The organism is Stenotrophomonas sp. (assembly GCF_032103445.1).
GTDB lineage: Bacteria > Pseudomonadota > Gammaproteobacteria > Xanthomonadales > Xanthomonadaceae > Stenotrophomonas.
In genome coordinates, this window is sequence record NZ_DAMDFR010000020.1 from 1 (window position 1) to 25,053 (window position 25,053).

Annotated in this window: 25 protein-coding genes and 1 tRNA gene; 9 read left to right on the top strand and 17 right to left on the bottom strand. The window is 66.1% G+C overall.

What is annotated here, in order from left to right:
• The 12 genes from RT551_RS09475 to RT551_RS09530 form a co-directional block, all read right to left on the bottom strand.
• Positions 1 to 582 (bottom strand): DNA polymerase III subunit delta' (locus RT551_RS09475; RefSeq protein WP_313457920.1); only part of this gene is annotated, 582 nt, incomplete at its 3' end.
• Positions 575 to 1,243 (bottom strand): dTMP kinase, encoded by a 669-nt coding sequence (gene tmk, locus RT551_RS09480; RefSeq protein WP_313457922.1) that lies wholly within the window; start codon positions 1,241 to 1,243, stop codon positions 575 to 577. The genes tmk and RT551_RS09475, both read right to left, overlap by 8 nt.
• Positions 1,240 to 2,304: an endolytic transglycosylase MltG gene (mltG, locus tag RT551_RS09485; RefSeq protein WP_313457924.1), complete on the bottom strand. Its 1,065-nt coding sequence runs from the start codon at positions 2,302 to 2,304 to the stop codon at positions 1,240 to 1,242. The genes tmk and mltG overlap by 4 nt, the downstream gene beginning before the upstream one ends.
• 175 nt (positions 2,305 to 2,479) lie before the next feature.
• A complete protein-coding gene (locus RT551_RS09490) occupies positions 2,480 to 3,835 on the bottom strand; it encodes an aminodeoxychorismate synthase component I (RefSeq protein ID WP_313457926.1) in 1,356 nt (451 codons plus the stop codon).
• A gap of 90 nt (positions 3,836 to 3,925) precedes the next feature.
• Positions 3,926 to 5,188, bottom strand: coding sequence for a beta-ketoacyl-ACP synthase II (gene fabF, locus RT551_RS09495; protein ID WP_313457928.1), 1,263 nt, complete (start codon positions 5,186 to 5,188; stop codon positions 3,926 to 3,928).
• A 107-nt stretch (positions 5,189 to 5,295) separates the two neighbouring features.
• Complete coding sequence (gene acpP / locus RT551_RS09500; RefSeq protein WP_005415509.1) at positions 5,296 to 5,535, bottom strand: acyl carrier protein; 240 nt, start codon at positions 5,533 to 5,535, stop codon at positions 5,296 to 5,298.
• 152 nt (positions 5,536 to 5,687) lie between these two features.
• Positions 5,688 to 6,431, bottom strand: a complete 744-nt coding sequence (gene fabG / locus RT551_RS09505) for a 3-oxoacyl-ACP reductase FabG (protein ID WP_311190371.1) — start codon at positions 6,429 to 6,431, stop codon at positions 5,688 to 5,690.
• A 28-nt stretch (positions 6,432 to 6,459) separates the two neighbouring features.
• A complete protein-coding gene (gene fabD, locus RT551_RS09510; RefSeq protein WP_313457933.1) occupies positions 6,460 to 7,404 on the bottom strand; it encodes an ACP S-malonyltransferase in 945 nt (314 codons plus the stop codon).
• Positions 7,405 to 7,487: 83 nt separating this feature from the next.
• Positions 7,488 to 8,270 carry a serine/threonine protein phosphatase gene (locus tag RT551_RS09515; protein ID WP_313457936.1) on the bottom strand — a complete coding sequence of 261 codons (783 nt, stop codon included), beginning with the start codon at positions 8,268 to 8,270 and terminating at the stop codon, positions 7,488 to 7,490.
• 85 nt (positions 8,271 to 8,355) lie between these two features.
• Positions 8,356 to 9,333 carry a beta-ketoacyl-ACP synthase III gene (locus tag RT551_RS09520; protein WP_311190368.1) on the bottom strand — a complete coding sequence of 326 codons (978 nt, stop codon included), beginning with the start codon at positions 9,331 to 9,333 and terminating at the stop codon, positions 8,356 to 8,358.
• A gap of 84 nt (positions 9,334 to 9,417) precedes the next feature.
• Positions 9,418 to 9,615, bottom strand: a complete 198-nt coding sequence (rpmF, locus tag RT551_RS09525) for a 50S ribosomal protein L32 (RefSeq protein WP_311190367.1) — start codon at positions 9,613 to 9,615, stop codon at positions 9,418 to 9,420.
• Positions 9,616 to 9,722: 107 nt separating this feature from the next.
• Positions 9,723 to 10,232, bottom strand: a complete 510-nt coding sequence (locus RT551_RS09530) for a YceD family protein (protein ID WP_125361340.1) — start codon at positions 10,230 to 10,232, stop codon at positions 9,723 to 9,725.
• Positions 10,233 to 10,345: 113 nt separating this feature from the next.
• On the opposite strand from RT551_RS09530, the gene RT551_RS09535 reads away from it, so the two are divergent.
• Positions 10,346 to 10,918, top strand: coding sequence for a Maf family nucleotide pyrophosphatase (locus tag RT551_RS09535; protein WP_313457941.1), 573 nt, complete (start codon positions 10,346 to 10,348; stop codon positions 10,916 to 10,918).
• 35 nt (positions 10,919 to 10,953) lie between these two features.
• Here the strand turns inward: RT551_RS09535 and RT551_RS09540 are convergent, their stop codons facing one another.
• Positions 10,954 to 12,789 (bottom strand): glycosyltransferase family 39 protein, encoded by a 1,836-nt coding sequence (locus tag RT551_RS09540; RefSeq protein WP_313457944.1) that lies wholly within the window; start codon positions 12,787 to 12,789, stop codon positions 10,954 to 10,956.
• A 40-nt stretch (positions 12,790 to 12,829) separates the two neighbouring features.
• On the opposite strand from RT551_RS09540, the gene RT551_RS09545 reads away from it, so the two are divergent.
• Genes RT551_RS09545 through RT551_RS09560 form a run of 4 tightly spaced genes read left to right on the top strand, consistent with a single transcriptional unit; the run spans position 12,830 to position 17,198 of the window.
• A complete protein-coding gene (locus RT551_RS09545) occupies positions 12,830 to 13,783 on the top strand; it encodes a MoxR family ATPase (protein WP_313457946.1) in 954 nt (317 codons plus the stop codon).
• Position 13,784: 1 nt separating this feature from the next.
• On the top strand, positions 13,785 to 14,735 hold the full coding sequence (locus RT551_RS09550) for a DUF58 domain-containing protein (RefSeq protein ID WP_313457949.1): 951 nt from the start codon (positions 13,785 to 13,787) through the stop codon (positions 14,733 to 14,735).
• The gene (locus tag RT551_RS09555) at positions 14,728 to 16,677 is read left to right on the top strand and encodes a DUF3488 and transglutaminase-like domain-containing protein (protein WP_313457952.1); all 1,950 of its coding nucleotides are present in this window, start codon (positions 14,728 to 14,730) and stop codon (positions 16,675 to 16,677) included. Before RT551_RS09550 ends, RT551_RS09555 begins: the two co-directional genes overlap by 8 nt.
• Complete coding sequence (locus RT551_RS09560) at positions 16,674 to 17,198, top strand: Slp family lipoprotein (protein ID WP_313457955.1); 525 nt, start codon at positions 16,674 to 16,676, stop codon at positions 17,196 to 17,198. Before RT551_RS09555 ends, RT551_RS09560 begins: the two co-directional genes overlap by 4 nt.
• Positions 17,199 to 17,247: 49 nt before the next feature.
• On the opposite strand, the gene RT551_RS09565 is transcribed toward RT551_RS09560, so the two are convergent.
• From RT551_RS09565 to dnaX, 4 genes are read right to left on the bottom strand one after another with little or no spacing between them, the layout of a single operon-like run.
• Entirely contained in the window at positions 17,248 to 17,604 is a 357-nt protein-coding gene (locus tag RT551_RS09565; protein WP_313457957.1) for a histidine triad nucleotide-binding protein, read from the bottom strand.
• A 17-nt stretch (positions 17,605 to 17,621) separates the two neighbouring features.
• On the bottom strand, positions 17,622 to 18,218 hold the full coding sequence (gene recR / locus RT551_RS09570) for a recombination mediator RecR (protein ID WP_313457960.1): 597 nt from the start codon (positions 18,216 to 18,218) through the stop codon (positions 17,622 to 17,624).
• Positions 18,219 to 18,220: 2 nt separating this feature from the next.
• Positions 18,221 to 18,541, bottom strand: a complete 321-nt coding sequence (locus RT551_RS09575; protein ID WP_282297310.1) for a YbaB/EbfC family nucleoid-associated protein — start codon at positions 18,539 to 18,541, stop codon at positions 18,221 to 18,223.
• A 6-nt stretch (positions 18,542 to 18,547) separates the two neighbouring features.
• A complete protein-coding gene (dnaX, locus tag RT551_RS09580; protein ID WP_313457963.1) occupies positions 18,548 to 20,488 on the bottom strand; it encodes a DNA polymerase III subunit gamma/tau in 1,941 nt (646 codons plus the stop codon).
• A 133-nt stretch (positions 20,489 to 20,621) separates the two neighbouring features.
• Between dnaX and RT551_RS09585 the strand changes: the two genes are divergently transcribed.
• From RT551_RS09585 to RT551_RS09600, 4 genes are all read left to right on the top strand, one after another.
• A tRNA-Ser gene (locus RT551_RS09585) sits at positions 20,622 to 20,714 on the top strand.
• A gap of 84 nt (positions 20,715 to 20,798) precedes the next feature.
• Complete coding sequence (locus RT551_RS09590; RefSeq protein WP_164125317.1) at positions 20,799 to 22,274, top strand: site-specific integrase; 1,476 nt, start codon at positions 20,799 to 20,801, stop codon at positions 22,272 to 22,274.
• Between the two features lie 201 nt (positions 22,275 to 22,475).
• Positions 22,476 to 23,972 carry a restriction endonuclease gene (locus RT551_RS09595; RefSeq protein WP_197586019.1) on the top strand — a complete coding sequence of 499 codons (1,497 nt, stop codon included), beginning with the start codon at positions 22,476 to 22,478 and terminating at the stop codon, positions 23,970 to 23,972.
• Between the two features lie 11 nt (positions 23,973 to 23,983).
• Positions 23,984 to 24,757 (top strand): NYN domain-containing protein, encoded by a 774-nt coding sequence (locus RT551_RS09600; RefSeq protein ID WP_049450268.1) that lies wholly within the window; start codon positions 23,984 to 23,986, stop codon positions 24,755 to 24,757.
• The last annotated feature ends 296 nt before the right edge of the window (positions 24,758 to 25,053 follow it).

Genomic DNA, 25,053 nt, shown 5'->3' on the forward strand with positions numbered 1-25,053 from the left:
GTCCAGCGCCTCGCGGGCGCTGGCTTCGCTGTGGCCCTGGGCCTGCAGCCAGGCCAGCGCTTCCTCGCGCGGCGGCAGCTTGAATTCAAGGCGCTGGCAGCGGCTACGCACGGTGGCCGGCAGGCGCGCGGGGTCGCTGCTGATCAGCCACAGATAGCGGCCGGGCTGCGGCTCTTCCAGGGTCTTCAGCAGCGCGTTGCAGGCGGCGCGGTTGATGGCGTCGGCCGGGTCGACGATGACCACCTGGGCCACGCCGTACTGCGGGGTCAGCGCCAGCTTCTGCGAGATCTCGCGCACCTGCTCGATCACGATTTCGGTGCGCAGCTTGTCGCCGGTCTTGTTCGGAATGAACGACACCTGCTGCAGGTCCGGGTGGGTGCCGGCGGCAATCAGCTGGGCGGCGCGCTGGGCAGCAGCGGGCTCGCCGCGCTCTAGTACGTGCCTGGCCAGCGCCAGGGCCACCTCGGCCTTGCCGAGACCGGCGGGGCCGCAGATCAGCAGGCCGTGGCCGAGACGGCCGGCGTCAAGCGCGGCGACGGTCTGGTCATAGGCGCGCTGCTGCCAGGGCGAGAAATCAGCCATTGCCACCTCCCTTGCCCAGGTAAGCATCAATCGCGGCCACCACCTGGGCGGCGACGCCGGCCTGGTCCTGGCTGGCGTCGATCACGCGGAAGCGCTCGGGCTCGGCGGCGGCGCGCTGGCGGAACACGTTGCGCACGCGCTGGAAGAAGTCGTCCTGCTCGCGCTCGATGCGGTCTGGGCCCTCGTCACGGCCGCTGGCGCGGGCGCGGCCGACGGCCACATCCACGTCCAGCAACAGGGTCAGGCCGGGCTGCAGGCCGACGGTGCGGCGCTCGAGCTCGGCGATGAAGGCGGGATCGAGCCCGCGCCCGCCGCCCTGGTAGGCGTAGCTGGAATCGGTGAAGCGGTCGCTGAGCACGTAGGTGCCTTGATCCAGCGCGGGCTGCACCACCTGACGCACGTGCTGGGCGCGGCCAGCGAACACCAGCAGCAGCTCGGCCTCGGCGCTCAGCGGCTCGGCGGCGATCTCGGGGTCCGGGGTAAGCACCAGCGCGCGGATGCGCTCGGCCAGCGGGGTGCCACCCGGCTCGCGGGTGAGCAGCACGCGGTGGCCATGGGCTTCCAGCGCCTGCCGGATGGCGTTGAGCGCGGTGGTCTTGCCCGCGCCCTCCCCGCCTTCCAGGCTGATGAAGTGCGGGTGGCGGTGCAGGTCGGTACTCATTGCGGCTGTGCCTGCTGCTGCGCACGCTGCTGGCGCAGCTGCTGCAGGTAACGGGCTACGGCGGCGTTGTGGTCGGTGTAAGTGGCCGAGAACACGTGTGCGCCACTGCCATCACCGACGGCGACGAAGTACAGCGCGTCGCCGGGTGCGGGCTGCGCGGCGGCATGCAGGGCGTCGCGGCCGGGCATGGCGATCGGCGTGGGAGTCAGCCCGGCGCGGGTGTAGGTGTTGTATGGGGTGTCGGTGGTGAGGTCGCGCTTGCGGATGTTGCCGTCGTAGCTGCTGCCGATGCCGTAGATGACAGTGGGGTCGGTCTGCAGGCGCATGCCCATCTTCAGGCGGCGCGCGAACACGCCGGCAATCTGCGGGCGCTCGCTGGCCAGCGCGGTTTCTTTTTCGATGATGGAGGCCAGGGTGAGCAGTTCATACGGCGTGTTGAGCGGCAGGTCGTCGCTGCGGCTGTCCCAGGCGGCGGTCAGTTCCTTTTCCATGGCGGCGTGGGCGCGCTTGAGCACGTCCACGTCGGTGTCGCCGCGCTGGTAGACGTAGGTTTCGGGCAGGAAGCGGCCTTCGGGGTGCTGGCCGGGGAAGCCGAGCTTGGCCATCAGCTCGCTGTCGCTGAGGTTGTCGGTGGTGTGCACGAGGGGTTCGGCGCGCTTGAGCGCGGCGCGCAGCTGGCGGATGTTCCAGCCTTCAACGATGGTGACGCGGTGCTGGACCACGCGGCCCTGGCGCATGCGGGTGAGCAGTTCGCGCGGGGTGAGAGTGTTGTCGAGGGCGTATTCGCCGACCTTGAGTTTGCCGGCGGCGTCGAGCTGGCGCGCGAGCAGCTGCCATTGGGTGTCGGTGCCTTCTTCAACGCCGACTTCGCGCAGCTTGCGTACGACGGTGTTGAGGCCGTCGCCGGGGGCGATGATGACCGCCGGTTGGTCCGGGCTGATGGGTTCGTCGGCGAAGCTGGATTGGGAGTTCCAGAACCAGAGGCCGGCGGCGGCTAGCGCCAGTGCGCCTAGGAGCAGCACTGTGAGGATGGTGAGGCAACCTCTTTTTGCACCTGCCATGGGGGTCCTTTTGCGTGGTTCCGGTTGTTACGGGTGGTTCGGTTTTTGCGGGCAGCCGGGCAAGCCCGGCTCTACGGGGCATACCGGGCGATTCATTCGACCGGGTATGTTCGGCGATTTGTGCGTCCCTGGCATGCGTGGGAGCACGCCCTACAGGATACAGGGATGCGATGAGTCAGTCGTTGCGGCCCAGCGCGCGCATCAGGCCGCGGGCTTTGGCGCGGGTTTCGTCGAGTTCCTTGGTGGGATCTGAATCGACGACGATGCCGGCTCCGGTGCGGAAGGCGGCGTGCGGGCCAGCGACCTCGGCGGTGCGGATGAGGATGTTCAGGTCGAGGTCACCGTCGCGGTTCAGCCAGCCGAATGCGCCGGTGTAGGCACCGCGCGCGGTCTGCTCGAGTTCGGCAATGATCTGCATGCAGCGCACCTTGGGGCAGCCGGTGATGGTGCCGCCGGGGAAGGTGGCGGCGATCACCTGCCCGGGCGTGGTGCCGGGCAGCAGGCGGCCGCGCACGTTGCTGACGATGTGGTGCACGTGGGCGTAGCTTTCCACGGACATCAGTTCATCCACTTCGACGCTGCCGGGGCTGCAGATGCGGCCGAGGTCGTTGCGTTCGAGGTCGATCAGCATCACGTGCTCGGCGCGTTCCTTGGGGTGGCCAACCAGTTCGCGGATGCGCTCGGCATCGTCGTCGCCTTCAAAGCGCGGGCGCGTGCCGGCGATGGGACGGGTCTGCACGTCGTCGCCGTGCACGGACACGAGGCGCTCGGGTGAGGAACTGACCACTGCCCTGCCCTGTGCGATGAACAAGCCAGCGAAGGGGGCGGGGTTGGCGACGCGCAACTGCGCGTAAAGCGCGTGCGGGTCGAGATTGTCGCTGAATTGGGCGACCCAGCGGCGCGACAGGTTCACCTGGAACACGTCGCCCGCGCGCAGGTAGTCGATGACCTTTTCCACGCCGTCGGTGAAGCGCGTGGGCGCGTCTTCGTCCATCTGCTGCGGCGGCTGCCAGGCGGGCAGCGCGGGTTGCGTCTCGGCGGCCTGCAGGTCGGCCATGAGGACGTCCAGCAGCGCCTCGCTGCCGGTTTCGCACACGGCGTGGTACTGGCCCAGCACGCGGTCGTGCAGTACGCCTGCGGGGCAGCGCAGGGCCAAGGCGGATGGCAGGCCGTCGGCGCGGGTGGGCAGCGCCAGCACGGTTTCAATCTGACCGGCCAGTTCGTAGTCGAGCATCAGCGCCCAGCCGCCACGGAATGGCAGGCCAGTCTCTTCGCGCGGCAGGCGGGCAACCTGCCAATGGGCGTCGAGAACCTGCAGGAAGTTACCTTCGTGCGGCGTTCCGGATTCGTCGCGGACTACGCCGTCGGCATGCAGCGCAAGCGAGGGGCCGCTGGCCATCAGCAGCAGGTCCCAGCGACCCTGGGCGGTGCCGGAGGCGGTGGATTCCATCAGCAGCGGGTAGCGGTGGGGCGCCACGCGCTGCAGGGATGGAAGGTCGGTGGTCGGCGGTAGCGGGCGGGTTTGGAACATGGGAAGGACCGTGGATGCGCGAAGGCCAGATGCACCAAGGCCGCCCAAAAAGGCGGCCCGGGTGTGGTGGTACACGTTACGCGGAAAACCTCAGACGCGCTTGAACACCAGCGTGCCGTTGGTGCCACCGAAGCCGAAGCCGTTCGACATGACCACGTCGACGGTGGCTTCGCGGGCCACGTTCGGCACGTAGTCCAGGTCGCAGCCTTCGCCCGGCTGTTCCAGGTTGATGGTCGGCGGGATGATGTTGTCGCGGATCGCGAGCACCGAGAAGATGGCTTCCACGCCGCCGGCCGCGCCGAGCAGGTGGCCGGTCATGCTCTTGGTGGAGCTGACCATCATCTTGTAGGCGTGGTCGCCGAAGGCGGTCTTCATGGCCATGGTTTCACCCAGGTCGCCCAGCGGCGTGGAGGTGCCATGTGCATTGAGGTAACCGACCTGGTCCGGGGTGACGCCGGCGTCCTTCAGGGCCATGGTCATGCAGCGCGCGGCACCTTCACCGTTCTCGCTGGGCGCGGTCATGTGGTACGCGTCGGAGCTGGCACCGAAGCCGGCGAGCTCGCAGTAGATCTTCGCGCCACGTGCCTTGGCGTGCTCGTACTCTTCCAGAATCAGAATGCCGGCACCGTCGCCCAGCACGAAGCCGTCGCGGTCCTTGTCCCACGGGCGCGAGGCCTGTTCGGGGGCATCGTTGCGGGTGCTCATGGCCTTCATTGCGCAGAAGCCGCCCAGTGCGGTCGGCGAGGAGCCACGCTCGGCACCACCGACCACCATCACGTCGGCATCGCCGTACTGGATCATGCGCATGGCGGTGCCGATGGAATGATTCGAGGTAGCGCAAGCGGACACGGCGGAGAAGGACGGACCCTTCAGGCCGGTGATGATGCTCAGCTGGCCCGGCAGCATGTTGATGATGGTCTTGGGCACATAGAAGGGCGAGATCTTCTTGCCCTCGTGGAATTCGATGGTCTGCTCTTCAATGCCGAGCAGGCCGCCGATGCCGGCACCGACGATCGCGCCGATGCGTTCAGCATTGGCGTCGGTGATGTCCAGGCCGGAATCGTGCAGGGCCATGAACGAAGCGCCCAGGCCGTAATGAATGAACGGGTCCATCTTCTTGGCATCTTTGCCACTGACCCGGAATTTGCCGAACTGCTCGTTGTCGGCGGTGATGTCAAAGCCCTTGACCTCACCTGCAATCTTGGTGGTGAAACGCTCCAGGTAAGCGTCTGAAACATTGGTCAGCGGACCGATGCCGGAGCGGCCTTCGGTGATGCCCTTCCAACTGGTGGCCAGATCATTGCCCAACGGCGAGACCATGCCCATGCCGGTAACGACGACGCGACGCTTCATTTCAGATTCTCCTGACGCTTACAAATACACAGGGCCGCAAGTGCGGCCCCATGGGGGTGCCGTTGCGCGTGGTGGAAGAACCACACACGCGCATCAGCCGGCTGACATCAGGCCTTGACGTGGGCCTTGATGTAGTCGATGGCAGCCTGCACGGTGCTGATCTTTTCGGCTTCTTCGTCCGGGATCTCGCACTCGAATTCTTCTTCCAGCGCCATCACCAGCTCAACGGTGTCCAGCGAGTCAGCGCCCAGGTCATCGACGAACGATGCGCTGTTGGTGACTTCTTCTTCCTTGACGCCAAGCTGTTCGACGACGATTTTCTTGACGCGTTCTTCGATGGTGCTCATTGGATATCGCTCCAGATGGAGTAGTGGTTCAAAGTATTGCCATCAGGGAGTGATGGCCGTGGGATAGTGTAGTGGAAACCGCGTGGCCCATGCATTTGCAGCAAAAGGCCAAATGGATCAACCACTTGCGGCGCAGTCCCTGCGCCACATGCTTACGGCATGTACATGCCGCCGTTCACATGGAGGGTTTCGCCGGTGATGTAGCTGGCCGAGGGGCCGGCCAGGAACGCCACCGCGTTGGCGATATCAGCCGGCTCGCCGAGGCGTTCCAGCGCGATGCTTTTGACCAGACCGGTGCGCTGCTCTTCCGGCAGCGCCTTGGTCATGTCGGTGTCGATGAAGCCGGGGGCGACCACATTGACGGTGATGTTGCGCGAACCGATTTCCTTGGCCAGCGACTTGGAGAAGGCAATGATGCCGGCCTTGGCGGCGGCGTAGTTTGCCTGCCCGGCGTTGCCGGTGACACCGATGACCGAGGCGATGTTGATGATGCGGCCCTTGCGTGCCTTCATCATGCCGCGCATCACCGCCTTGGAGGTGCGGTACACGCTGGTCAGGTTGGTGTCGAGAATGGCCTGCCAATCCTCTTCTTTCATGCGCATCAGCAGGTTGTCGCGGGTGATGCCGGCATTGTTGACGAGGATGGAGATCGGGCCGAATTCCTTGGTGATGGCATCCAGCACGGCTTCAAGCGCAGCGGCGTCGGTGACGTTCAGCGCGCGGCCGTGGCCACCCAGTGCGGCCAGGCGCTCGCCAATGGCGGCAGCACCGGATTCGGTGGTGGCGGTACCGATGACCGTGGCGCCCTGGGCGGCCAGCGTGTCGGCAATGGCGGCACCGATGCCACGGCTGGCACCGGTGACCAATGCGATTTCACCCTGCAGGGGCTTGCTCATGAATCTGTTTCCTTGAAAGACGTGGAGCTCAGGCGGCCCAGGTTTCGCGGGCGGTTTCAAAATCGGCCGGGGTGGACAGGGTACGCGCGTCCAGGCCCTTGTCGATGCGCTTGATCAATCCAGCCAACACCTTGCCGGGGCCGCACTCGGCCACGCGGGTGACGCCACGCGCGGCCAGCGCCTGCACGCAGCCGGTCCACTGCACCGGCTGGTACAGCTGCTGCACCAGCGCCTGGCGGATGGCGTCCACGCCGTCATGCACGCGCGCATCCACGTTCTGCACCACCGGCAGGGCCGGAGCCTGCCACTGCAGGCCGGCCATGGTTTCGGCCAGGCGGTTGGCGGCTTCGCGCATCAGCGGGGTGTGCGAGGGCACGCTGACGGCCAGCTTGACCGCCTTGCGCACGCCCTTCTCGGCCAGCAGCGCCAGCGCGCGGTCGACCGCGGCAGCGTCGCCGCCGATCACGATCTGGCCGGGCGAGTTGTAGTTGGCGGGCACCACGACCTGGCTGCCGGCGGCCTGTTCACAGACTTCCAGCACCAAGGCGTCTTCGGCACCCAGCACGGCCGCCATGGCACCGACGCCAGCCGGGGCCGCGTCCTGCATCAGCTGGCCACGCAGGCGCACCAGGTGGGCACCGTCGCGCAGGGTCAGCGCGCCCGCGGCCACCAGGGCGGTGTATTCGCCCAGGCTGTGGCCGGCCAGCACGGCCGGCTGGGCACCGCCCACCGCCTGCCACGCGCGCCACACGCCAATGCTGGCGGCCAGCAGCGCCGGCTGGGTGTATTCGGTGCGGTTGAGCATTTCTTCCGGACCGCCCTGGGACAGGGCCCAGAGGTCCACGCCGGCACCGTCAGAGGCTTCGGTGAAGGCTTCACGAACTTGCGGGTGCAGTTCGGAGAGCTCGGCCAGCATGCCCAGCGACTGGGAGCCTTGGCCGGGGAACACGAAAGCAAGAGTGGAATCGGTCACGCGGGGGTCCGCCTGCAAAAATCGAACGGCGAATGATAAGGGGGTTTAGCCAGCTTCGTCTGTACTGGCGCGTATGTGGGGTTTCACACAAACAGCTGCAGGACGTCCAGTTCGCCGTCGGCAAAGAAGTCCACACAGATGGCCAGCAGCATCACCATGCCCAGCGTGGTGGCCCCGTGCACGATCAGGATGGCGTGGGCCAGCGCGCGCGCCGAGCGGCCCATTTTCAGGCTGTAGCGGGCCAACCGCTGCAGCCGGCCGGAGACTTCGTGCGCATGCGCCAGCACCGGGCTGTCCACCCCGTCCATGGCCTGGGCCATCAGTTCCTGCAGACGCTCGGGGCGGTGTTCGTAATACCTGGCCACGCCATAGCCGAACATCAGCCAATCGCGGGCCTGGGCCTGGGCCAGGTCCATCACTTCCAGCGGATCTTCCTCGAAATCGATGAAGCCGATGTTCTGCCCGTCCCAGGTCAGGTTGCGCGGCAGCGGCTGGCCAAAGTACGCGCCGTTGTGGTGGGCGGCGGCAATGGCCTGCATGGCGGCCGCCACCAGCTGGTCGCGGCCGGCATCGTCGGCCTGGCGCAGGCAGGTATTGAACGAGCTGCCGTTGTCGCCCAGCACCAGCGCGGCGTGGCCGCTGCCGATCACGTGCGGCACGTTGACGCCCTGGGCCAGCAGTTCGGCCAGGCGGCGCGCCTCGGTTTCGCGGGCAGCATCACCACCCCGGTGCGGCGGCGGACGCAGGGCGTCCAGCTGGAAGCGGTTGGCGATGAAGCGCAGCAGGCCCAGCGCGACGGCGCGGCTGCCCTCGCCATACTGCTTCAGCCAGGCGCGCTGCCCTTCAATGACAATGGGCTCGACCATGCGATGTCTCCAGAAATGCGAACGGCCCCAAACGGGGCCGTGTTAAACGCATGCAGCACAAGGCCGCGCGTGACCGTTTAACGTATTAATAACGCAGCAGAGCCGAACCCCACGTGAAGCCGCCACCGAAGGCTTCCAGCAGCAGCAGCTGACCGCGCTGCACGCGGCCGGAGCGCACCGCGGCGTCCAATGCCAGCGGCACCGAGGCCGACGAGGTGTTGCCGTGCTTGTCGACGGTGACCACCACCTGGTCCATGGACATGTCCAGGCGCTTGGCGGTGGCTTCAATGATGCGCAGGTTGGCCTGGTGCGGAATCAGCCAGTCCAGGTCGCTCTTGTCCAGGCCGTTGGCATCCAGGGTTTCGTCCACGACCGAATCCAGCGCCTTGACGGCGTACTTGAACACGTCGTTGCCCTTCATCAGGATCGCGCCGCGGGCGTTTTCGCCCTCGCCGAAGCCGCTGGAAACGCCGACCGGGTTCCACAGCAGTTCCTTCTTGCTGCCATCGGAATGCAGGTGGGTGCTGAGAATGCCGGTGTCTTCGTCGGCCTTCAGCACCACCGCGCCCGCGCCGTCGCCGAACAGCACGCAGGTGGTGCGGTCGTTCCAGTCAACGATACGGGTCAGGGTTTCCGCACCGATCACCAGCACATGGCGGGCGTCACCGGAACGGATGAATTTGTCAGCCACGCTGAGTGCGAACACGAAGCCCGAGCAGGCGGCGTTCACATCAAAGGCGGGGCAGCCGCTCGCACCGAGCTTGGCCTGGATCAGGCACGCGGTGGACGGGAAAATCAGATCAGGGGTGGTCGTACCCACCACGATCATGTCGAGCTGCGAGGCCTCGATACCGGCGGCCTCCAGCGCACGCACCGCGGCGTGGTAGCCGAGGTCGCTCGTGGTTTCGCTGTCAGCGGCAATGTGCCGTTCGCGAATACCGGTGCGCGTTTGAATCCACTCATCGCTGGTGTCGACCAATTTCTCCAGATCCTGGTTGGTCAGCACTTTTTCGGGCAAATAACTACCGGTGCCCGCGATCCTCGAGTAGATCCGCTTGCTCATTGCAATTCCTGAAACGCGGCCGCAACGCGGCCTGGAAGAAAGGGCAAAGGCCGCCGCCCGACCGGACAGCGGCCTTCACACTGATCAATCTTCTTCGACGACCGAGTTCGACTTGGTCGTGATCACCTTCTTGCCACGGTAGAAACCGTCAGCGGTGATGTGGTGACGCAGATGCACTTCGCCGGTGGTCGGGTCGGTCGACAGCTGCTTGGCGCTCAGGGCGTCATGCGAACGGCGCTGGCCGCGGCGGGACGGGGTAACACGGGATTTCTGCACAGCCATGGGATTGCTCCAAACTCGGTTCGTTTTGCTTCGTCGTTTCGTCGCACAGGACGCCAGCGCCCAGCACAGTCTTCGCTTTCGCCGCAGCCGCCGACGACAACCGGCTGCTATTGTTTCTTCAACGCCGCCAACGCCGCGAACGGGTTGGCCTTGCTTGTTTCTTCTTCGGTCGGTGCCCAGTCACGGTCAACCGCTTCACCATCGGGCGACAGCGGCACCACCGGGACGGCCAGGACCAGTTCGTCCTCGACCACATCCAGCGGACGCAGCTCGCCATCCTCGGGCACCAGCAGCGCTTCGTACTCTTCCGGCAACGCAGCTTCTTCAGCTTCGTCGCGGACCAGGCCAAGACGCTGTACCACATGCACCGGCAACAGGAATCGCTGCATGCTGCGCTGACAGATCAGCGGCAGCTCGGTGGTGATGGTCAGTTCCACATAGGATACCCGCACGATCTCGTCGCGTCCGAATTCCAGTGCATAGGTGCACGTTCCTTCGGTATCGGCAACAAGGCCTTGCAGGCGGGTCAGGTCAGCCAGGTTGACCTGGCCTTCGAAGCGCCTGCGCGCTGCGACCATCCGCCAGGCATCCAGCAATTCGGGCACGTTCGCGGACATAAGCCGCTGAATGTTAAGGACCGCGGTGACGGTTGTCAAATGCCTGTGTTGTGGATCCCGGCAAAGGCCGAACGACCAACGGTCGTGCGCCGACGGTCGGGTACCATTGTCGCATGAATGCGCTGCTGCTTGCCTCTACCTCCCGCTACCGCCGCGAACTGCTGGAACGCCTGGGCCTGCCCCTGGAAACGGCGCGCCCGGACGTGGACGAGACCCCGGCCCCGGGTGAAGCCCCGGCGGCGCTGGCGGTGCGCCTGGCCCGGGCCAAGGCAGCCGAGGTGGCCGCGCGCCACCCGGGGCGCTGGGTGATCGGATCAGACCAGGTCGCGGAGCTGAACGGTGCCCCGCTGGGCAAGCCTGGCACGGTGGAGGCCGCCCAGGCCCAACTGGCGGCGATGTCCGGGCAGGCCGTCGCCTTCCATACGGCGGTGAGCCTGCAGTGCGATGGCCGGGTGCTGGAGGCCGTTGATGTGACCACGGTGCGGTTCCGCGTCTTGCAGGTTGATGAGATTGCGCGCTACGTGGCCGCTGAAATGCCGTTGGACTGTGCGGGCAGCTTCAAGTGCGAGGGGCTGGGGATCACTTTGTTCGAGGCGATCGAGAATTCCGACCCGACCGCGTTGATCGGGTTGCCGCTGATCGCGGTGGCGCGCTTGTTGCGGGAAGCGGGTTACAGGTTGCCGTGATCTCCGTGCGTCATGACCAACGGTCATGACCCTCATCAACGCACGATCACCGCCTGCTCCTGCCAGGTCTCGACGCTGCCGTCGTTGCCGTGCAGGCGCAGACCGAGCCAGTGCTTGCCCGGGGCCAACCCGGTCGTATCCAGCTGCGCATCGAAGCCGACATTCGGATGTTGCGGGTCGCTGGAGATCTTCCAGAACCCGGTGATGTCGTACGGACGACCATAGGTCACCGTGCCGGCAGGCTTCCCGTCCAGCAGCAGCTCGACCCTGGAAAGCCCCACCCCGTCCTTGAACGCCCAGCCGCGCACTTCCACCGCGCCCTGCACCTGCGCACCGAACTGCGGCGTGTCCATCCACGCCATCGCCGGGGTCACGCACGGACCTTCAGCGCGCTGCGCCGGCAGGCGGAACAGCAGGAAGCGCTGGTAGCCGTGGTCCTGGCTGACCACGCGCGGCGGCGGCAACGGCCCCACCTGCTCGCACACCTGGTGATAACGCTCCAGCAGATCGCGATAGCGCTGATCGCTGGGCGACAGCACCAGCAGCAGCGGCGTGTTGCGCTCCCCCTGATGCAGCAGCGTCCACTCGCCCAGCTGGGCGGTGCGGCCATGCTTGTCATTGAGCGGATGCGGCAGCACCGCGATGCGCGGATCGCGCAGCTGGAAGCCCAGCTCGGCTCCGACCTTGAAGTTGCCGGCCAGCACGCGGGTACCTTCCGGCATCTGCTGCAGTTCCTCGCGCACCACCGCGGCCAGCGGCTGCCAGCCGGCGAAATTGCGCGGGTAATACTTGTCGCCGGCCAGCTGCTCACGCAGCGCGGGCGTTGACGCCATCAGGTAGTAGCCGAAGGCCAGCGCCAGCCCGCCTCCGGCCAGCCACCAGCCGGTGCGGCGCAGCCAGCGCGGCCAGCCGTTGAGCACCACCGGCACCGCCACCAGCAGTGCCAGATACCCCGGCAGCGGCCAGTGGAAGCTGATCCGCTCCACGTCCGTGAAGAAACCCAGCAGGAAGATCGCCACGGTGGACACCGCGCCCACCAGGCCGAAGTAGCGCCACTGCGCACGTGCGCCGCCACCGGAGCGGGTGCCGGCCAACGCCACCTTCCACATCGCCACGCACAGAATGGGGGTCACCAGCACCGGCTGGATCACCAGGAACCACAGCCCGCTCCACTGGAAGTCCCAGGGGTGGCGCTCGACCACCTGGAACTTGAGCCCGGCGTCGTGGTTGTCGGCATTCCAGGCCAGCAGTGGCAGCCAGGCCAGCACGCCCAGGGCCAACGCCACCCACACGCGCGGATCACGCAGCATGCGCCGGCCCTGCGGCAACACCAGCAGCGCGATCAGGCCAACGCCGATCACGCCGATGAAACGGTAATGGCTGAGCGCACCGATCATCAGGCCCAGCGCCAGCTTCATGGCCGCGGCGGCATCTACATTGCGCAGCAGGCGCGCGCCGGCATCCAGGCACAGCACCGCAGCCAGCGCCATCGGCACATCCGGCACCGCCAGCATGCCCAGCGTGGCCGACAGCGGCATCAGCAGGGTCAGGCTGCCGGCCTGCCAGCCGGCCACCGCACCAAACCAGCGCGTGGCAATGCGCGAGACCATCCATGGCAGCGCCGCGCCGATGGCCAGGAACGGCAGCCGCACCGCCAGCACATGCGCGCCGCCCAGTTCCACGCCCAGGCGGGTGAGCCAGGCGGTCAACCCCGGCAGGTCGGAGTAGGCCATGGCCAGGTGCTGACCTTCCTGCCAGTAGAACGCTTCGTCCACGAACAAGGGCAGACGCGCTGCAATCACCAGCTTTACCGCGGTGATCAACGTCCACAACGTCAAAAAAATGGTACGTGCGCGTTGTTCGCCCTGCATTGGCCTATAGAATCGAAGGAATCGACGACACGAGACGAACATGGAATCTTCGCCCCACGTGCCCGCCATGCTAACCGATGTAGTGCGACAGGCTCTTCGCAACGCCCAGGACCAGGTCAACGGCCTGGTGCTTGGTAAATCCCATGAGGTGCGGTTGGCCTTCGTGGCCCTGCTTTCGGGCGGCCACCTGCTGATCGAGGACCTGCCCGGGCTGGGCAAGACCACGCTGGCCCACGCCATGGCGTCCAGCCTGGGGCTGGGCTTCCAGCGCGTGCAGTTCACCTCCGACCTGCTGCCGGCCGATGTGCTCGGCGTTTCGGTCTACGAAGCGACCAGCCGCCAGTTCCAGTTCCACCCCGGCCCGGTGTTCACCAACGTGCTGCTGGCCGATGAAATCAACCGCGCGCCGCCGCGCACGCAGAGCGCGCTGCTGGAGGCGATGGCCGAACAGCAGGTCACCCTGGACGGGGTCACCCATGCCCTGCCCGACCCGTTCTTCGTGATTGCCACGCAGAACCCGGTGGATCTGTCCGGCACCTTCCCGCTGCCCGATTCACAGCTGGACCGCTTCCTGCTGCGGCTGGCGCTGGGCTACCCGAACCCGGAATCGGAGCGCGAACTGCTGCGCGGCACTGACCGCCGCCACCTGATCGCACAGACCAGCGCCGCGCTCACCGAAGCGCAGGTGCGCAGCCTGCGCGAGGCGGTTGGCCAGGTGCACGCCAGCGAAGCACTTATTACCTATGTGCAGTCGCTGCTGGCACGCAGCCGCCAGCACACCGGCGTGCGCGTCGGACTGTCCCCGCGCGCGGGCCTGGCACTGCTGCGCGCGGCCAAAGCGCATGCGCTGCTGCTGGGCCGCAGCCACGTGGTGCCCGAAGACGTGCAGACCCTGTTCGTGGCCGTGGCCGGGCACCGGCTGGTTCCCGAAGCCGAAGCCGGCAACGGGCCGGCGCTGGCCCGCGCGATCCTGCAGACGGTCCCGGTGGACTGACATGCTGCGCGGCTGGGGAGACCGCATCATCCAGAAAATGGCACGGCCACGGCGGCAGGAAACCCTGCCGCAGCGGCTGCACCGCCGCCGCATCTATGTGCTGCCCACGCGCTTCGGGCTGTTCGTTACGGTGCTGCTGGTGGCCATGCTGCTGGGCGCGCTGAACTACAACAACAACCCGGCCCTGCTGCTGGCCCTGCTGCTGGCCACGGTGGCGGTGGCCAGCACCTTTGCCGCGCACCTGCAGCTTTCCGGGTTGCGCATTGACGCCATTTCCGCCGAACCGGTGATCGCCGGCACACCGCTGCGCCTGCGCGTGAGTCTTTCGCGCAACGACACGCGGCCGCGCCGCGGGCTGCTGCTGCAGCATGCCGAGGCGCGGGCGCATGGCCACCTGGTCGACAGCGACCAGGTCGAAGTGGATCTGGACCTGCCCACCCAGCAACGTGGTTGGCTGGATCTGGAACGCATCCGCATCTCCACCACGCAGCCGCTGGGGCTGGTCCGCGCATGGGCCTGGGTGTGGCCGGATACGCCGTTGCTGGTGTACGCCACGCCCGAGCTGCACGCCCCTGCCCTGCCCGATGGTGCAGGCGATCCGCTGCACACCCGCGTGCATCCCAGCGGCGAGGAGCTGCACCAGCTGCGCCCTTACCGTGCCGGCGACCCTCAGCGCAGCATTGCCTGGAAGCACTCGGCGCGCCGCGACACGCTGCTGGTGCGCGAGTACGAAAAGCCGGTGGGCGTGGATGTGCTGCTGGACTGGTGGCAGCTGAAGTCACTGCCCACCGAAACCCGCATTGCGCGGCTGGCGCGCTGGGTGGACCTGGCCGAGCGCGAGGGCCGCCGCTACACCTTGAAGCTGCCCGGCCAGCCGGTGCTGGGTCCGGGCCAGGGCAACAGCCACCATCACCTCTGCCAACGCGCACTGGCGCTGATGCCCCATGACTGAGCGCACCGCCCAAATTCTGAGTGCCGACGCACGACGCTGGACCCTGCTCAGCGCAGCGCTTTCGCTGCTGCCGCTGCTGCTGTTGCTGCCGCCGCTTCTAGGCGGCGTGTTCGCCGCGGCGGCCCTGATCACCGCATTGCTGGCCGGCCAACGCGTGCTGCCCGGGCCGGTGCGCCTGCTGCTGGTGCTGGGCATGCTGGCCGCCATCTACTGGCAGATGGGGGCGCGCCCGGGCCGTGATACCGGTTGTGCACTACTGGCGGCGATGCTGGCGCTGAAGTCCAGCGAACTGCGCACCCTGCGCGACGCGCGCAGCCTGCTTGGGTTTGCGCTGTTCGCGCCGTTCTCGGCCTTCCTGCTGGACCAGGGCCCGACCACCATGGTGCTGGCCGTGCTGGCCGCATTGAGCGCGCTGATCACGCTGCAGCGCCTGGCCCAGGCCGAAGGCGAAGCGCCCAGCCCGGCGCTGGGCGGGCAGCTGCGCGGCGTAGGGCGGCTGGTGGCACTGGGACTGCCATTGGCGTTGATCGCGTTCTGGTTGTTCCCGCGCCTGAGCGAGCCGCTGTGGGGCCTGCCCGACCGCGCGGTAGGCAAACCCGGGCTGTCGGACAAGATGGAGCCGAGCGAATGGCTGGATCTGATGGCCGACGATGCACCTGCCATGCGCGTGACCTTCAACGGCGCGGTACCGGCCCCCGAGCAGCGCTACTGGCGCGGCCCGGTACTGGTTCGGTTCGATGGCAAGGTGTGGGAACAGGACCGCCAGGCCGAATACGCCGAGCCGCCGCCGGTCACCCGCCGCGCCCCGCGCTGGGACTACCGCATTGACTACGAACCCACCGACCGCCGCCAGCTGGTGGCGCTGGACCTGCCGTTGCAGGCTCCGGACGGCACCCGGCTGGATGCCAACTACAGCCTGCGCAGCAACGCTCCGCTGGCCGCGCTGACGCGCTGGCACCTGCAGTCCTCGCCGGCCGAACGCTATGTGCAGCCGCTGAGTGAGTGGCAACGTCGGCAGCTGCTGGCGCTGCCGCCCGGCCTCAATCCGCGCACCGCCGCACTGGGGCGGCAATGGCGGCGTGAGGCGGGCAGCAACGACATGGCGATCGTCAACCGCACCCTGGAATGGGTGCGCTCCCGGTTTGTCTATACGCTGGAAACGCTGCCCCCGGGCCGCAATGCGGTGGACGACTTCCTGTTCGACCAGCAGGCGGGCTTCTGCCAGCACTTCAGCTCCTCGTTCGTGGTGCTGATGCGCAGCGCTGGCATCCCCGCGCGGGTGGTCACCGGGTTTGCCGGCGGTCAGCGCAATCCCTACGGCAACTACTGGGTCGTGCGCCGCATGGATGCCCATGCCTGGGCGGAAGTGTGGCTGCCGCAACGCGGCTGGGTGCGCGTGGACCCCACCGCAGCGGTGGCCCCGGAACGCATCTACGACACCATTGAAGACCGCTTGAACGCCGGCGACGCCGACGTGACCCTGGAGGGGCGCTGGGCCCAGCTGGGGCAGATGACCGACTACCTGCGTCGCGGCTGGAACGACCTGGTGCTCAGCTTCGACGCCAGCCGCCAGCAACAGCTGCTGCGCCCACTCGGCATCGACCGGCTGGAACCGGCGCAGCTGGCGGCCATTTTCATTGCCTTCGCAGGCGCTGCGCTAGGCTGGATGGCGTGGGTGCTGGCCCGGGGCGAACGCGAACGCGATCCGCTGCTGCGGGCCTGGCACCGGATGGGCCGGCGTTACGCGCGGCATGGCCTGGCCCGGGAACCGGCCGAAACCGCCACGGACTGGGCGCAGCGCGTCCACCACCAGCGTCCCGACCCGGCGCTGCTTTCACTCAGCCAGCGTTTCGTTCAGGCGCGCTACGCTGGCACAACGCTCGACCCATCACTTGTGCGTGACCTGCAGCGGCATCGTCCGTCCACCGGAGCATCCTCATGAACACCAAGCTTCTGCTTCCCCTTGCCGCCGCGCTGGCGCTGTCGGCCTGCGCCACCGCGCCGAAACCGCTGCAGGGCACCTTCAGCGTGGTGAGTCCGCGCGATTCGGTTGCCACCCAGCAGGTCGGCACGCCGGTGCGTTGGGGCGGCCGCATCATTGAAACCACGCCGGGACAGGGCCAGACCTGCTTCCAGCTGCTGTCGCGCCCGCTCAATGGCACCGGCCGCCCGAACACCACCAGCAACGACGCCAGCGATGGCCGCTTCGTCGCCTGCCGCGCCGGCTTCTACGACCCGGCCGTGTTCGAAGCCGGCCGTGATGTGACCTTCATCGGCAAGATCGCCGGCTATGAGAACACCCGCATCGGCGACTACGACTACAAGCTGCCGAAGCTGGAAGCCGATGTGATCTACCTGTGGCCGGAACAGCGCCAGGTGGACGTGGTGCCGGTGTACCCGTACGGGCCGTGGGGCCCGGGCTGGGGTCCGGGCTGGGGCTACCGCGGTTGGGGCTGGTGGTAACGGCCTCGCGTGAATGAAAAAACCGCCCTTCGGGGCGGTTTTTTTTGGGTCATTTCCCGGGTGAACCGAAATGTCCCAACGGTGCACCCGCCAACAGGTGCATGTGGATGTGGAATACGGTCTGCCCGGCGTCTTCGCGACAGTTCATGACGATGCGATAGCCATCCTGCGCAAAACCTTCCCGACGTGCGTACTCGGCGGCGGCCAGGGCCAGCTTGCCGATCAGATGCGCCTGGTCGGCGGTCAGGTCATCCAGGGTTGGAATGATGTGGTTCTTGGGAATGAACAGCACATGCACCGGAGCCTGCGGCGCGATGTCCTTGAAGCCCAGCACTTCATCGTCCTCGTAGACGACGGTGGCCGGAATTTCGCGGCGGATGATCTTGGAGAACAGCGTTTCGGTCATGGGTCACCAATGGGGAGTCAGGTTGCTTCGGTACGGGTACCGAATGCATGCGAGAGCGTGCCGCGATCAACGTACTCCAGCTCGCCGCCCAACGGCAGGCCTTGGGCCAGACGACTGGGCCGCACGTTGTGTGCACGGGCCAATTGCGCCAGATAGTGCGCGGTGGCCTCACCTTCCACGGTGGCGCTGGTGGCAATGATCAGCTCCTGCACTTCGCCCTGCTGCATGCGGGTGCCCAGCGCATCCAGCCCCAGCTCGCGTGGGCCGATGCCATCCAGCGGCGAAAGCCGTCCCTGCAGCACGTAGTAAACGCCACGGAAACCGGTGGCGCTTTCAATTGCCAGCCGGTCGGCTGGCGATTCCACCACGCACAGCTGCGCGCGTTCGCGGCTGCTGTTGGCGCAGACCGCGCACACCTCGGTTTCGCTGAAGTCGCGGCATTGCGTGCAGTGGCCAATGCGTTCAATCGCCTTGGCCAGCACCTCGGCCAGCTTCTGCGCCCCTTCGCGCTCGCGCTCCAGCACGTGGTAGGCCATGCGCTGGGCGGTCTTCTGGCCGACGCCCGGCAGGATGCGGAAAGCGTCGATCAGCTGTTCGAGCAGGGGCAGACTCACGGTTAGAACGGCAGCTTCATGCCCGGGGGCAGCTGCATGCCGGCCGTGGCCGAGCCCATGCGGGTCTTGGATTCGGCGTCGATCTTGTTGGAGGCGTCGTTGAAGGCGGCCGCGACCAGGTCTTCCAGCATTTCCGCGTCGCTGAGGATGGACGGGTCGATGCGCACCTTGCGGCACTCCTTGGCACCGGTGAGGGTGACGTTGACCATGCCGCCGCCGGCGCTGCCGGTGACTTCCAGCTTGGCCAGATCTTCCTGGGCCTTCTGCAGGTTTTCCTGCATCTTCTGGGCCTGTTGCATCAGTTGGGCGATGTTGCCGCGCATGATTCTTTACTCTTCAATGGGACGGATGGAATCGGCCACTACCCGTGCGCCGTGCTGTTGGATGAGCACCTGCACGTTGGGGTCGGCCATGAAGGCGGTTTCGGCCGCCTGCTGACGTTCGCCGCGCTGACGGTCCGAACGCTGGTGCAGCGTTTCGGCTTCAGCCTCGCCGTGCTCGATCACGATCCGCGGGGCGAGCCCCAGCGGGCCGGACAGTGCGTCGGTCAGGGCCGCCAGCGAGCGGTCTGAACACAGGTACTCAAATCCGGGCGATACCGCCAGTTTCAAGACACGGCGTTGAAAACTGATGAAGGCCGCATGCGCGGCCAGCTGCCGTGACGGCCCGTTGAGCTCGCTCTGCGCCACCAGCTGCAGCCAGGTGTCGGCCGAATCCAGGGCCACGCCTTCGCCGGGCGGGACGCCGGGTGCCGGTTCAGCCGCGACAACCGGTGCGTCGGACTGCGGTGCCGGCGCGATGGTGATGCCTTGCGGGCGCGCGGGCGGCGCGGCCGGACGCACGGGCTCTTCCCACGGCGGCACCATCGCCGCATCGGGACCGGCCATTTCGGCGGCCAGGGCCTCGTCGCGGTCCTCTGCCCCGCCCTGCACCCACGGCGGCGGGTCGTTGGCGGGAGTCGGCTCAGGCGGTAATGACGGTTTCGGCGCGGTCTGGACCGGCGGTTCCGGCGCTTTCGGCGGCTCGGTAACGTTCGGTGCCACGGGGGCAGCCACAGGTGCAGGCGCGGCAACCGGTGCTGCCACAGGTGCAGCGACCGGCGCGGCGGCAATGCCGCCGCTAGCTACGTTTCCCGGGCCCGGAACCACCTCCGTGTCGTTGCCGGCATCACGGGGAACGGGCGGTACCGCAGCCGCCGGGCGGAACGCCAGCATGCGCAGCACCGCCATCTCAAAGCCCGCGCGCGGGCTGGGGGCCAGATACAGGTCACGGCGGCCGCTCAGGGCCATCTGATACCAGAGCTGCACCACTTCCGGGCGCAGGCGCTGGGCAAAGCCCACCGCATCGATACCTTCGCCATCGGCCTCCGCACCCGGCACCAGCTGCTGCACCTGGATGCGGTGCAGGCCTTCGGCCAGCGCTTCCAGCACCCCGCTCCAGTCCGGCGAGAATTCGGCCAGCGCGGCCACTACCTGCAGCAGGCGTGCGCCGTCGCCTTCGGCCAGCGCGTCCAGCATGGCCGCGACCTGGGTACGGTCGACGGTGCCCAGCATGGTGCGCACCACATCGTCGCGCAGCGCGCCGCCGGCGTAGGCAATGGCCTGATCCAGCAAGGAAAGGCCGTCACGCAGGCTGCCGTCGGCGGCCTTGGCCAGCTGCACAATGGCGCTGGGGTCGGCTTCGATCTCTTCGGCGGCCAGAATGCGGGTCATCTGACCCTGGATCTGCTCTTCGTCCAGCCGCTTCAGGTTGAACTGCAGGCAGCGCGACAGCACCGTCACCGGCAGCTTCTGCGGATCGGTGGTGGCCAGCAGGAACTTAACGTGTTCAGGCGGCTCTTCCAGCGTCTTCAGCAGCGCATTGAAGGCCGCCTTGGACAGCATGTGCACTTCGTCGATCAGGTAGACCTTGAACTTGCCGCGCGAGGGCATGTACTGGGCGTTTTCGATGACCTCGCGGACATCGTCGACACCGGTATTGGACGCGGCGTCGATTTCCAGCAGGTCGATGTAGCGGCCGGAATCGATGTCCAGGCAGGCCGGGCACTGGCCGCAGGGGTCAGCGCTGGTGCCCTGTTCGCAGTTCAGCGACTTGGCGAAGATACGCGCGATGGTGGTCTTGCCGACCCCGCGGGTACCGGTAAACAGGAACGCATGGTGCACCCGGCCGCTGTCCAGCGCATTGCTGAGCGCACGGACCACGTGTTCCTGGCCCACCAGCTCGGCAAAACGCTTCGGACGCCACTTGCGGGCAAGGACGAGATAGGACATCAGGCCACCGTCTTCATCGGGACGTCCATTGTGCCATGCCTGTCCAGCCCTCCCCGCCCTGCGTGAAGACGCTTGTGCCCGACGCATTCCCCGGCTAGAATCTGCGCCCCTGCAGCGGGTTTGCCGCAGGTCCGGAGAGGTGTCCGAGTGGTTGAAGGAGCACGCCTGGAAAGTGTGTAAGCGTCTAAACCGCGCTTCGGGGGTTCGAATCCCCCTCTCTCCGCCAGATTTGCGAACCCCCTGATTTTTCAGGGGGTTTTGCTTTTCTGGGGTGACCTTCGGCGGGACACAAATCGGGACACATCTCTCGATGCGCATCCCACACCATCTTGTTCGATCCCCTTCTGGGCTCTGGTCCTTCCGGCAACGGGTCCCCGCCGATCTCCAGGCCTTCATTGGCCGACGCGTCTTCAAGCGCACCCTGCGCACGTCCGAGCTGGCCGTGGCCCAGCTGCGCGCCCTGCAACTGGCGGCGCGCTATGCTCAGGCCTTCGACGTGTTGAGGGAGCAACGCATGGGAATCAAGGAAGGGGACATCGACGCGCTGCTCAGGCGCATGACCGGCGGCGACTCGCTACAGCAGTTGATTTTGAACCGGACCAAGGCAGCAGACGGGACGGTGACCGAGCACTGGCAACTCGATACGCCAGACGATGTCAGGCTCTATCAGCAGATGATGGAGCTCTCTGCGTCTCAGCCCAGTGAACTGAGCGAGTTAATCCGTCAGGGCGTGCCGCCCATGCCCGTGGCCCGTCGGGTAACCAAGCCTGCCGTGGAGACCATCACCCTGGGCAAGGCCCGCGACGCTTGGCTGGCCAGCATCCAGCCCGGCTGCCTGCCCAAGACCTTCACCATCAAAAAGACCGCCATCGAGGCGCTGGTGTCCTTCCTGTGCGACAAAGCCAAGCTGCACTCGCTGACTAGGTCGGACCTGGCCCGCTGGTATCAGCACATGAGGGACGGGGGCGCAGCCACCCCCACCTTGACCAACAAACAGTCCTACATTGGCGGCAAGGGCGGGTTCTTCGAGTGGGCCATGGCCTCGGGCCACTACCCGAAGGGAGACAACCCGGCCGCAGGCCATGTCACCTACTCTACCCGCGAGAAGCGGGCTAGGAAGCGGTTCGGCTTTAAAGCCTATGACAGCCATCAGGTCCAAGCGCTGTTCGCACCGGCCGCGTTCCAAGACCTGGCCCTGTCCGCCCGTTGGGCCTCGTTGCTGGGCCTCTACACGGGTGCCCGGGCCTCAGAGGTCGGTCAGCTCTTGGTCGAGGATGTCTTGACGGTGGACGGACTGCCCTGCATCCGTATTTCTGACGAGGGGGAGCACCAGAAGGTCAAAACCGAGGTGAGCCTGCGCACCATCCCCGTGCATCCCGACCTCATTGAGCTAGGCTTCTTGGACTGGGTGGGCACCCTTCGAGCGCAGAAGGCACCACGGCTCTTCCCCGCCGCCAAGGCGAACGCCAAAAACGGTGCGGGCAACTGGATCACGAAGGCGTTTGGCCGACACCTGGAACAGGTCGGGGCAAACTGGCCGGAAGCCAAAAGGGGCTTCCATTCGTTGCGCAAGACCTTCATCCAAGAGCTTCAGGGCGCTGGCGTAGTGTCCGAACTCCGGGCCCAACTGGTGGGCCATGAGCTGGACGACGAGCACCATGCGACCTACAGCAGGACCTTCACGGTCCGGGAAAAGCTGGAAGGCCTTAAAGGCGTCTCGCCGGGGCTGGCGGTGCTTTCGTATGGGTTGACTCTGCCGGTCCTCAGGAGTCTCCTGACCGGTTAAAGCGCTAAACACCCCGCGACGGCGGGTGAAGCGGTTTGTCTTTTTAGCTTTTCAACATCAGGAGGATGTATGGGACGGCGAAGCGGCTTAGAAGGGTTTTTGCGGGCAGCCGGCCGGGCAGCGGCAGCGGCAGAGCGGGAGACCAAACGCCAGCAGAGGATGCAAGCCACTCAACAGAGGCAGTTGGAGCGCCAAGAGCGCATGGCGGCCGCACAGCTGTTGCGAGAGATTCGCGCCTACGAGCTGTCGGAACGTGAAGCCGCTCGCCAAGCCAAAGCGGGATACCTAGAAGATCGACAGGGCGAGGTCGACGATCTCAACGCCGAGTTGAAGGACCGCCTGGAGGAGCTCGAGGGGTTGCTGGTGCACACCCTGTCGGTGAACGACACCATCCGCTTTGACAGCCTACGTCACACCGCCCCCCACCCTGCCTTTGAGGTGCCGAAGGAGTTGGTGCCCGGCTTCGCACCAGCCGCTGCGGAGATCGTCCCACCGACGGGCCTTGCCCGCTTTTGGCCGGGAGCCGGGAAGAAGCACGCGGCTGCATTGGCGGCGGCGCAACAGGCCCACCAGCAAATCCTCGACCAGTTCCAACGGGCAGAGACGCTAAAGAAGCAGAAGCTGGCTGACCTGCGTGCTCAACACGAGGCTGCTCGCGCCCTCTACGAGGCCGACGTGGCCCGCCGAAACGGGGAAGTTGACGAGTTCCAACGCGCCTACTTGGCCCATGAGCCTGATGCCATCGTGGCCTACAACGACATGGTCTTGGCACGCTCGGAATACCCGACCCAAGGCTTCCCCCAGCGATACAAGCTCGCGTATGCGGACGCGTCCAAGGAACTGATCATCGAATACGACCTTCCAGAGCTTTCGGTCGTTCCCACGGAGGCCGACTACCGCTACGTCAAGACCCGGGATGCTATCGAAGCCAAGGCGCGTAAGGCAAGCGACATCAAAGCGCTCTACCAGGACATCATCGCCTCGATCACCTTGCGCACACTGCACGAGGTGTTTGAAGCCGACCAAGCGGATGCCTTAGCGTTGGTGACCTTCAATGGCGTGGTCGATGCACACGACCCCACCACTGGGCAAGAGGTCCGCGTCCCTGTGGTCTCGGTCCGCGCGACCAAGGCCTCCTTCCTGCAACTACGGCTGGACCGAGTAGAAAAGATCCCATGCCTCCGAAACTTGGGCGCTCAGGTATCCAGCCGGCCGGATGAGCTACAAGCCATCAAGCCGATTGTTGAGTTCAACATGGTCGATAAGCGCTTCATTGCCCAGACAGACGTGCTCTCGGGCCTGGAGTCGCGGCCCAACCTGCTGGAGCTGACCCCTGGTGAGTTCGAAGCGCTGGTATCGAATCTCTTTAGTCAAATGGGGTTGGATACAAAGCTGACACGCAGCTCCCGCGACGGCGGCGTGGATGCGGTGGCCTTCGACACCCGGCCGGTGCTTGGTGGAAAGGTCGTCATTCAAGCTAAGCGCTATAAGGACACAGTTGGCGTCAGCGCGGTTCGGGACCTCTACGGAACCATGCTCAACGAAGGTGCCAGCAAAGGCATCCTAGTTTGCACCAGCGGCTACGGCACTGCGGCGTTCGAGTTCGCAAAGGATAAGCCCATCGAGTTGATCGATGGAGGCGGCCTGCTCTACCTCTTAAGGGAGCATGCAGGCCTTGATGCACGTATCGCAGCGTAAGGACCAACAAAATGGCAAACGGATCCGCCGCTCACGATAGCAAAGTGGCTGTGTTGGTCGATTGCGACAATGTAAACCCTGAGATCGTTGACCATGCCCTACTGATGGGAGCGCAGTTCGGCCGGGTGGTGGTTCGGAGGGGTTACGGCAACCACTCCACGCTGACCAAGCGTTGGCAGGAAACACTCGTCCGGCAAGCGTTTACCCCATGCCTGCAATACCAATACGCCGCTGGCAAGAACACGGCGGACATCGCGTTGGCGCTGGACGCCTTAGAAGCCATGTTCGACCAGCGCGCAGACACCTTCTGTTTGGTCACCAGTGACTCTGACTTCGCCTACCTGTGTCGTAAGCTTCGAGAACGAGGAGCCACGGTTTGCATCGTGGGTGAAGCTAAGACGCCAGAGGCGTTGCGTAACGCCTGCGACCAGTTTTTTGAGTGGCAACCAACGGAGTCGAATGCGACCTGCGAAGAGTCGCCTGCTCCGACTGCTAAAGTCGCGCCCAGCAAAGCCGAAGTGGCCAAGCCGATTCCCAAACGCCGCCCTCGCTTCCTTGTCGACGCGGTTGCCTTACTAGCCGATGGGACCACGGACGGGGAAGTGGTGCTAGGGACACTCGGCCACTATCTGAAGCGGACTGACCCATCCTTCTCGCCGAAGGCCTACGGCCACTCCGGCCTCCTGGACATGATCCAGACATATGACCTGCTGACAGCCACACAAGCGCCCGGCGGGCATTGGCTAGTCAGACTGGCACCACAACCCGAATCGACAGCCGCATGACTTTGTTACCGGCAGGCTTCTGTCATCCCTAGGCATTGTGAGTCAACTTCAATATTTGTGAACCAGCGCAGATTCCGTCTCTTGCCAATCTGGAACGAAGTGCTTCGATGTGAAGACCCTTCATACTGAGAGCTTCAGAGATCCAATGCCTGCCAACGTAGAACTTCGCATCGCCAGCCGCCTTCTGCCCGCCCTCATGGCGCAAAGCGGGACCAGAGACGTTGCCGAACGCGAAGCCGATATTCAACACGCCCTGGATGTAGCCGCCGCTCTGATGCGCCGGTTCGCAGCATCAC

Bases quoted from the DNA above. Each gene is read 5' to 3' on its own strand.
- RT551_RS09520 (WP_311190368.1), bottom strand. From the start codon at position 9,333: ATGAGCAAGCGGATCTACTCGAGGATCGCGGGCACCGGTAGTTATTTG.
- rpmF (WP_311190367.1), bottom strand. From the start codon at position 9,615: ATGGCTGTGCAGAAATCCCGTGTTACCCCGTCCCGCCGCGGCCAGCGC.
- RT551_RS09535 (WP_313457941.1), top strand. From the start codon at position 10,346: ATGAATGCGCTGCTGCTTGCCTCTACCTCCCGCTACCGCCGCGAACTG.
- fabF (WP_313457928.1), bottom strand. From the start codon at position 5,188: ATGAAGCGTCGCGTCGTCGTTACCGGCATGGGCATGGTCTCGCCGTTG.
- RT551_RS09600 (WP_049450268.1), top strand. From the start codon at position 23,984: ATGGCAAACGGATCCGCCGCTCACGATAGCAAAGTGGCTGTGTTGGTC.
- RT551_RS09560 (WP_313457955.1), top strand. From the start codon at position 16,674: ATGAACACCAAGCTTCTGCTTCCCCTTGCCGCCGCGCTGGCGCTGTCG.
- RT551_RS09530 (WP_125361340.1), bottom strand. From the start codon at position 10,232: ATGTCCGCGAACGTGCCCGAATTGCTGGATGCCTGGCGGATGGTCGCA.
- RT551_RS09565 (WP_313457957.1), bottom strand. From the start codon at position 17,604: ATGACCGAAACGCTGTTCTCCAAGATCATCCGCCGCGAAATTCCGGCC.
- mltG (WP_313457924.1), bottom strand. From the start codon at position 2,304: ATGGCAGGTGCAAAAAGAGGTTGCCTCACCATCCTCACAGTGCTGCTC.
- RT551_RS09545 (WP_313457946.1), top strand. From the start codon at position 12,830: ATGGAATCTTCGCCCCACGTGCCCGCCATGCTAACCGATGTAGTGCGA.
- RT551_RS09555 (WP_313457952.1), top strand. From the start codon at position 14,728: ATGACTGAGCGCACCGCCCAAATTCTGAGTGCCGACGCACGACGCTGG.
- RT551_RS09590 (WP_164125317.1), top strand. From the start codon at position 20,799: ATGCGCATCCCACACCATCTTGTTCGATCCCCTTCTGGGCTCTGGTCC.
- RT551_RS09540 (WP_313457944.1), bottom strand. From the start codon at position 12,789: ATGCAGGGCGAACAACGCGCACGTACCATTTTTTTGACGTTGTGGACG.
- RT551_RS09490 (WP_313457926.1), bottom strand. From the start codon at position 3,835: ATGTTCCAAACCCGCCCGCTACCGCCGACCACCGACCTTCCATCCCTG.
- dnaX (WP_313457963.1), bottom strand. From the start codon at position 20,488: ATGTCCTATCTCGTCCTTGCCCGCAAGTGGCGTCCGAAGCGTTTTGCC.
- RT551_RS09550 (WP_313457949.1), top strand. From the start codon at position 13,785: ATGCTGCGCGGCTGGGGAGACCGCATCATCCAGAAAATGGCACGGCCA.
- tmk (WP_313457922.1), bottom strand. From the start codon at position 1,243: ATGAGTACCGACCTGCACCGCCACCCGCACTTCATCAGCCTGGAAGGC.
- fabG (WP_311190371.1), bottom strand. From the start codon at position 6,431: ATGAGCAAGCCCCTGCAGGGTGAAATCGCATTGGTCACCGGTGCCAGC.
- RT551_RS09595 (WP_197586019.1), top strand. From the start codon at position 22,476: ATGGCGGCCGCACAGCTGTTGCGAGAGATTCGCGCCTACGAGCTGTCG.
- RT551_RS09515 (WP_313457936.1), bottom strand. From the start codon at position 8,270: ATGGTCGAGCCCATTGTCATTGAAGGGCAGCGCGCCTGGCTGAAGCAG.
- RT551_RS09575 (WP_282297310.1), bottom strand. From the start codon at position 18,541: ATGCGCGGCAACATCGCCCAACTGATGCAACAGGCCCAGAAGATGCAG.
- acpP (WP_005415509.1), bottom strand. From the start codon at position 5,535: ATGAGCACCATCGAAGAACGCGTCAAGAAAATCGTCGTCGAACAGCTT.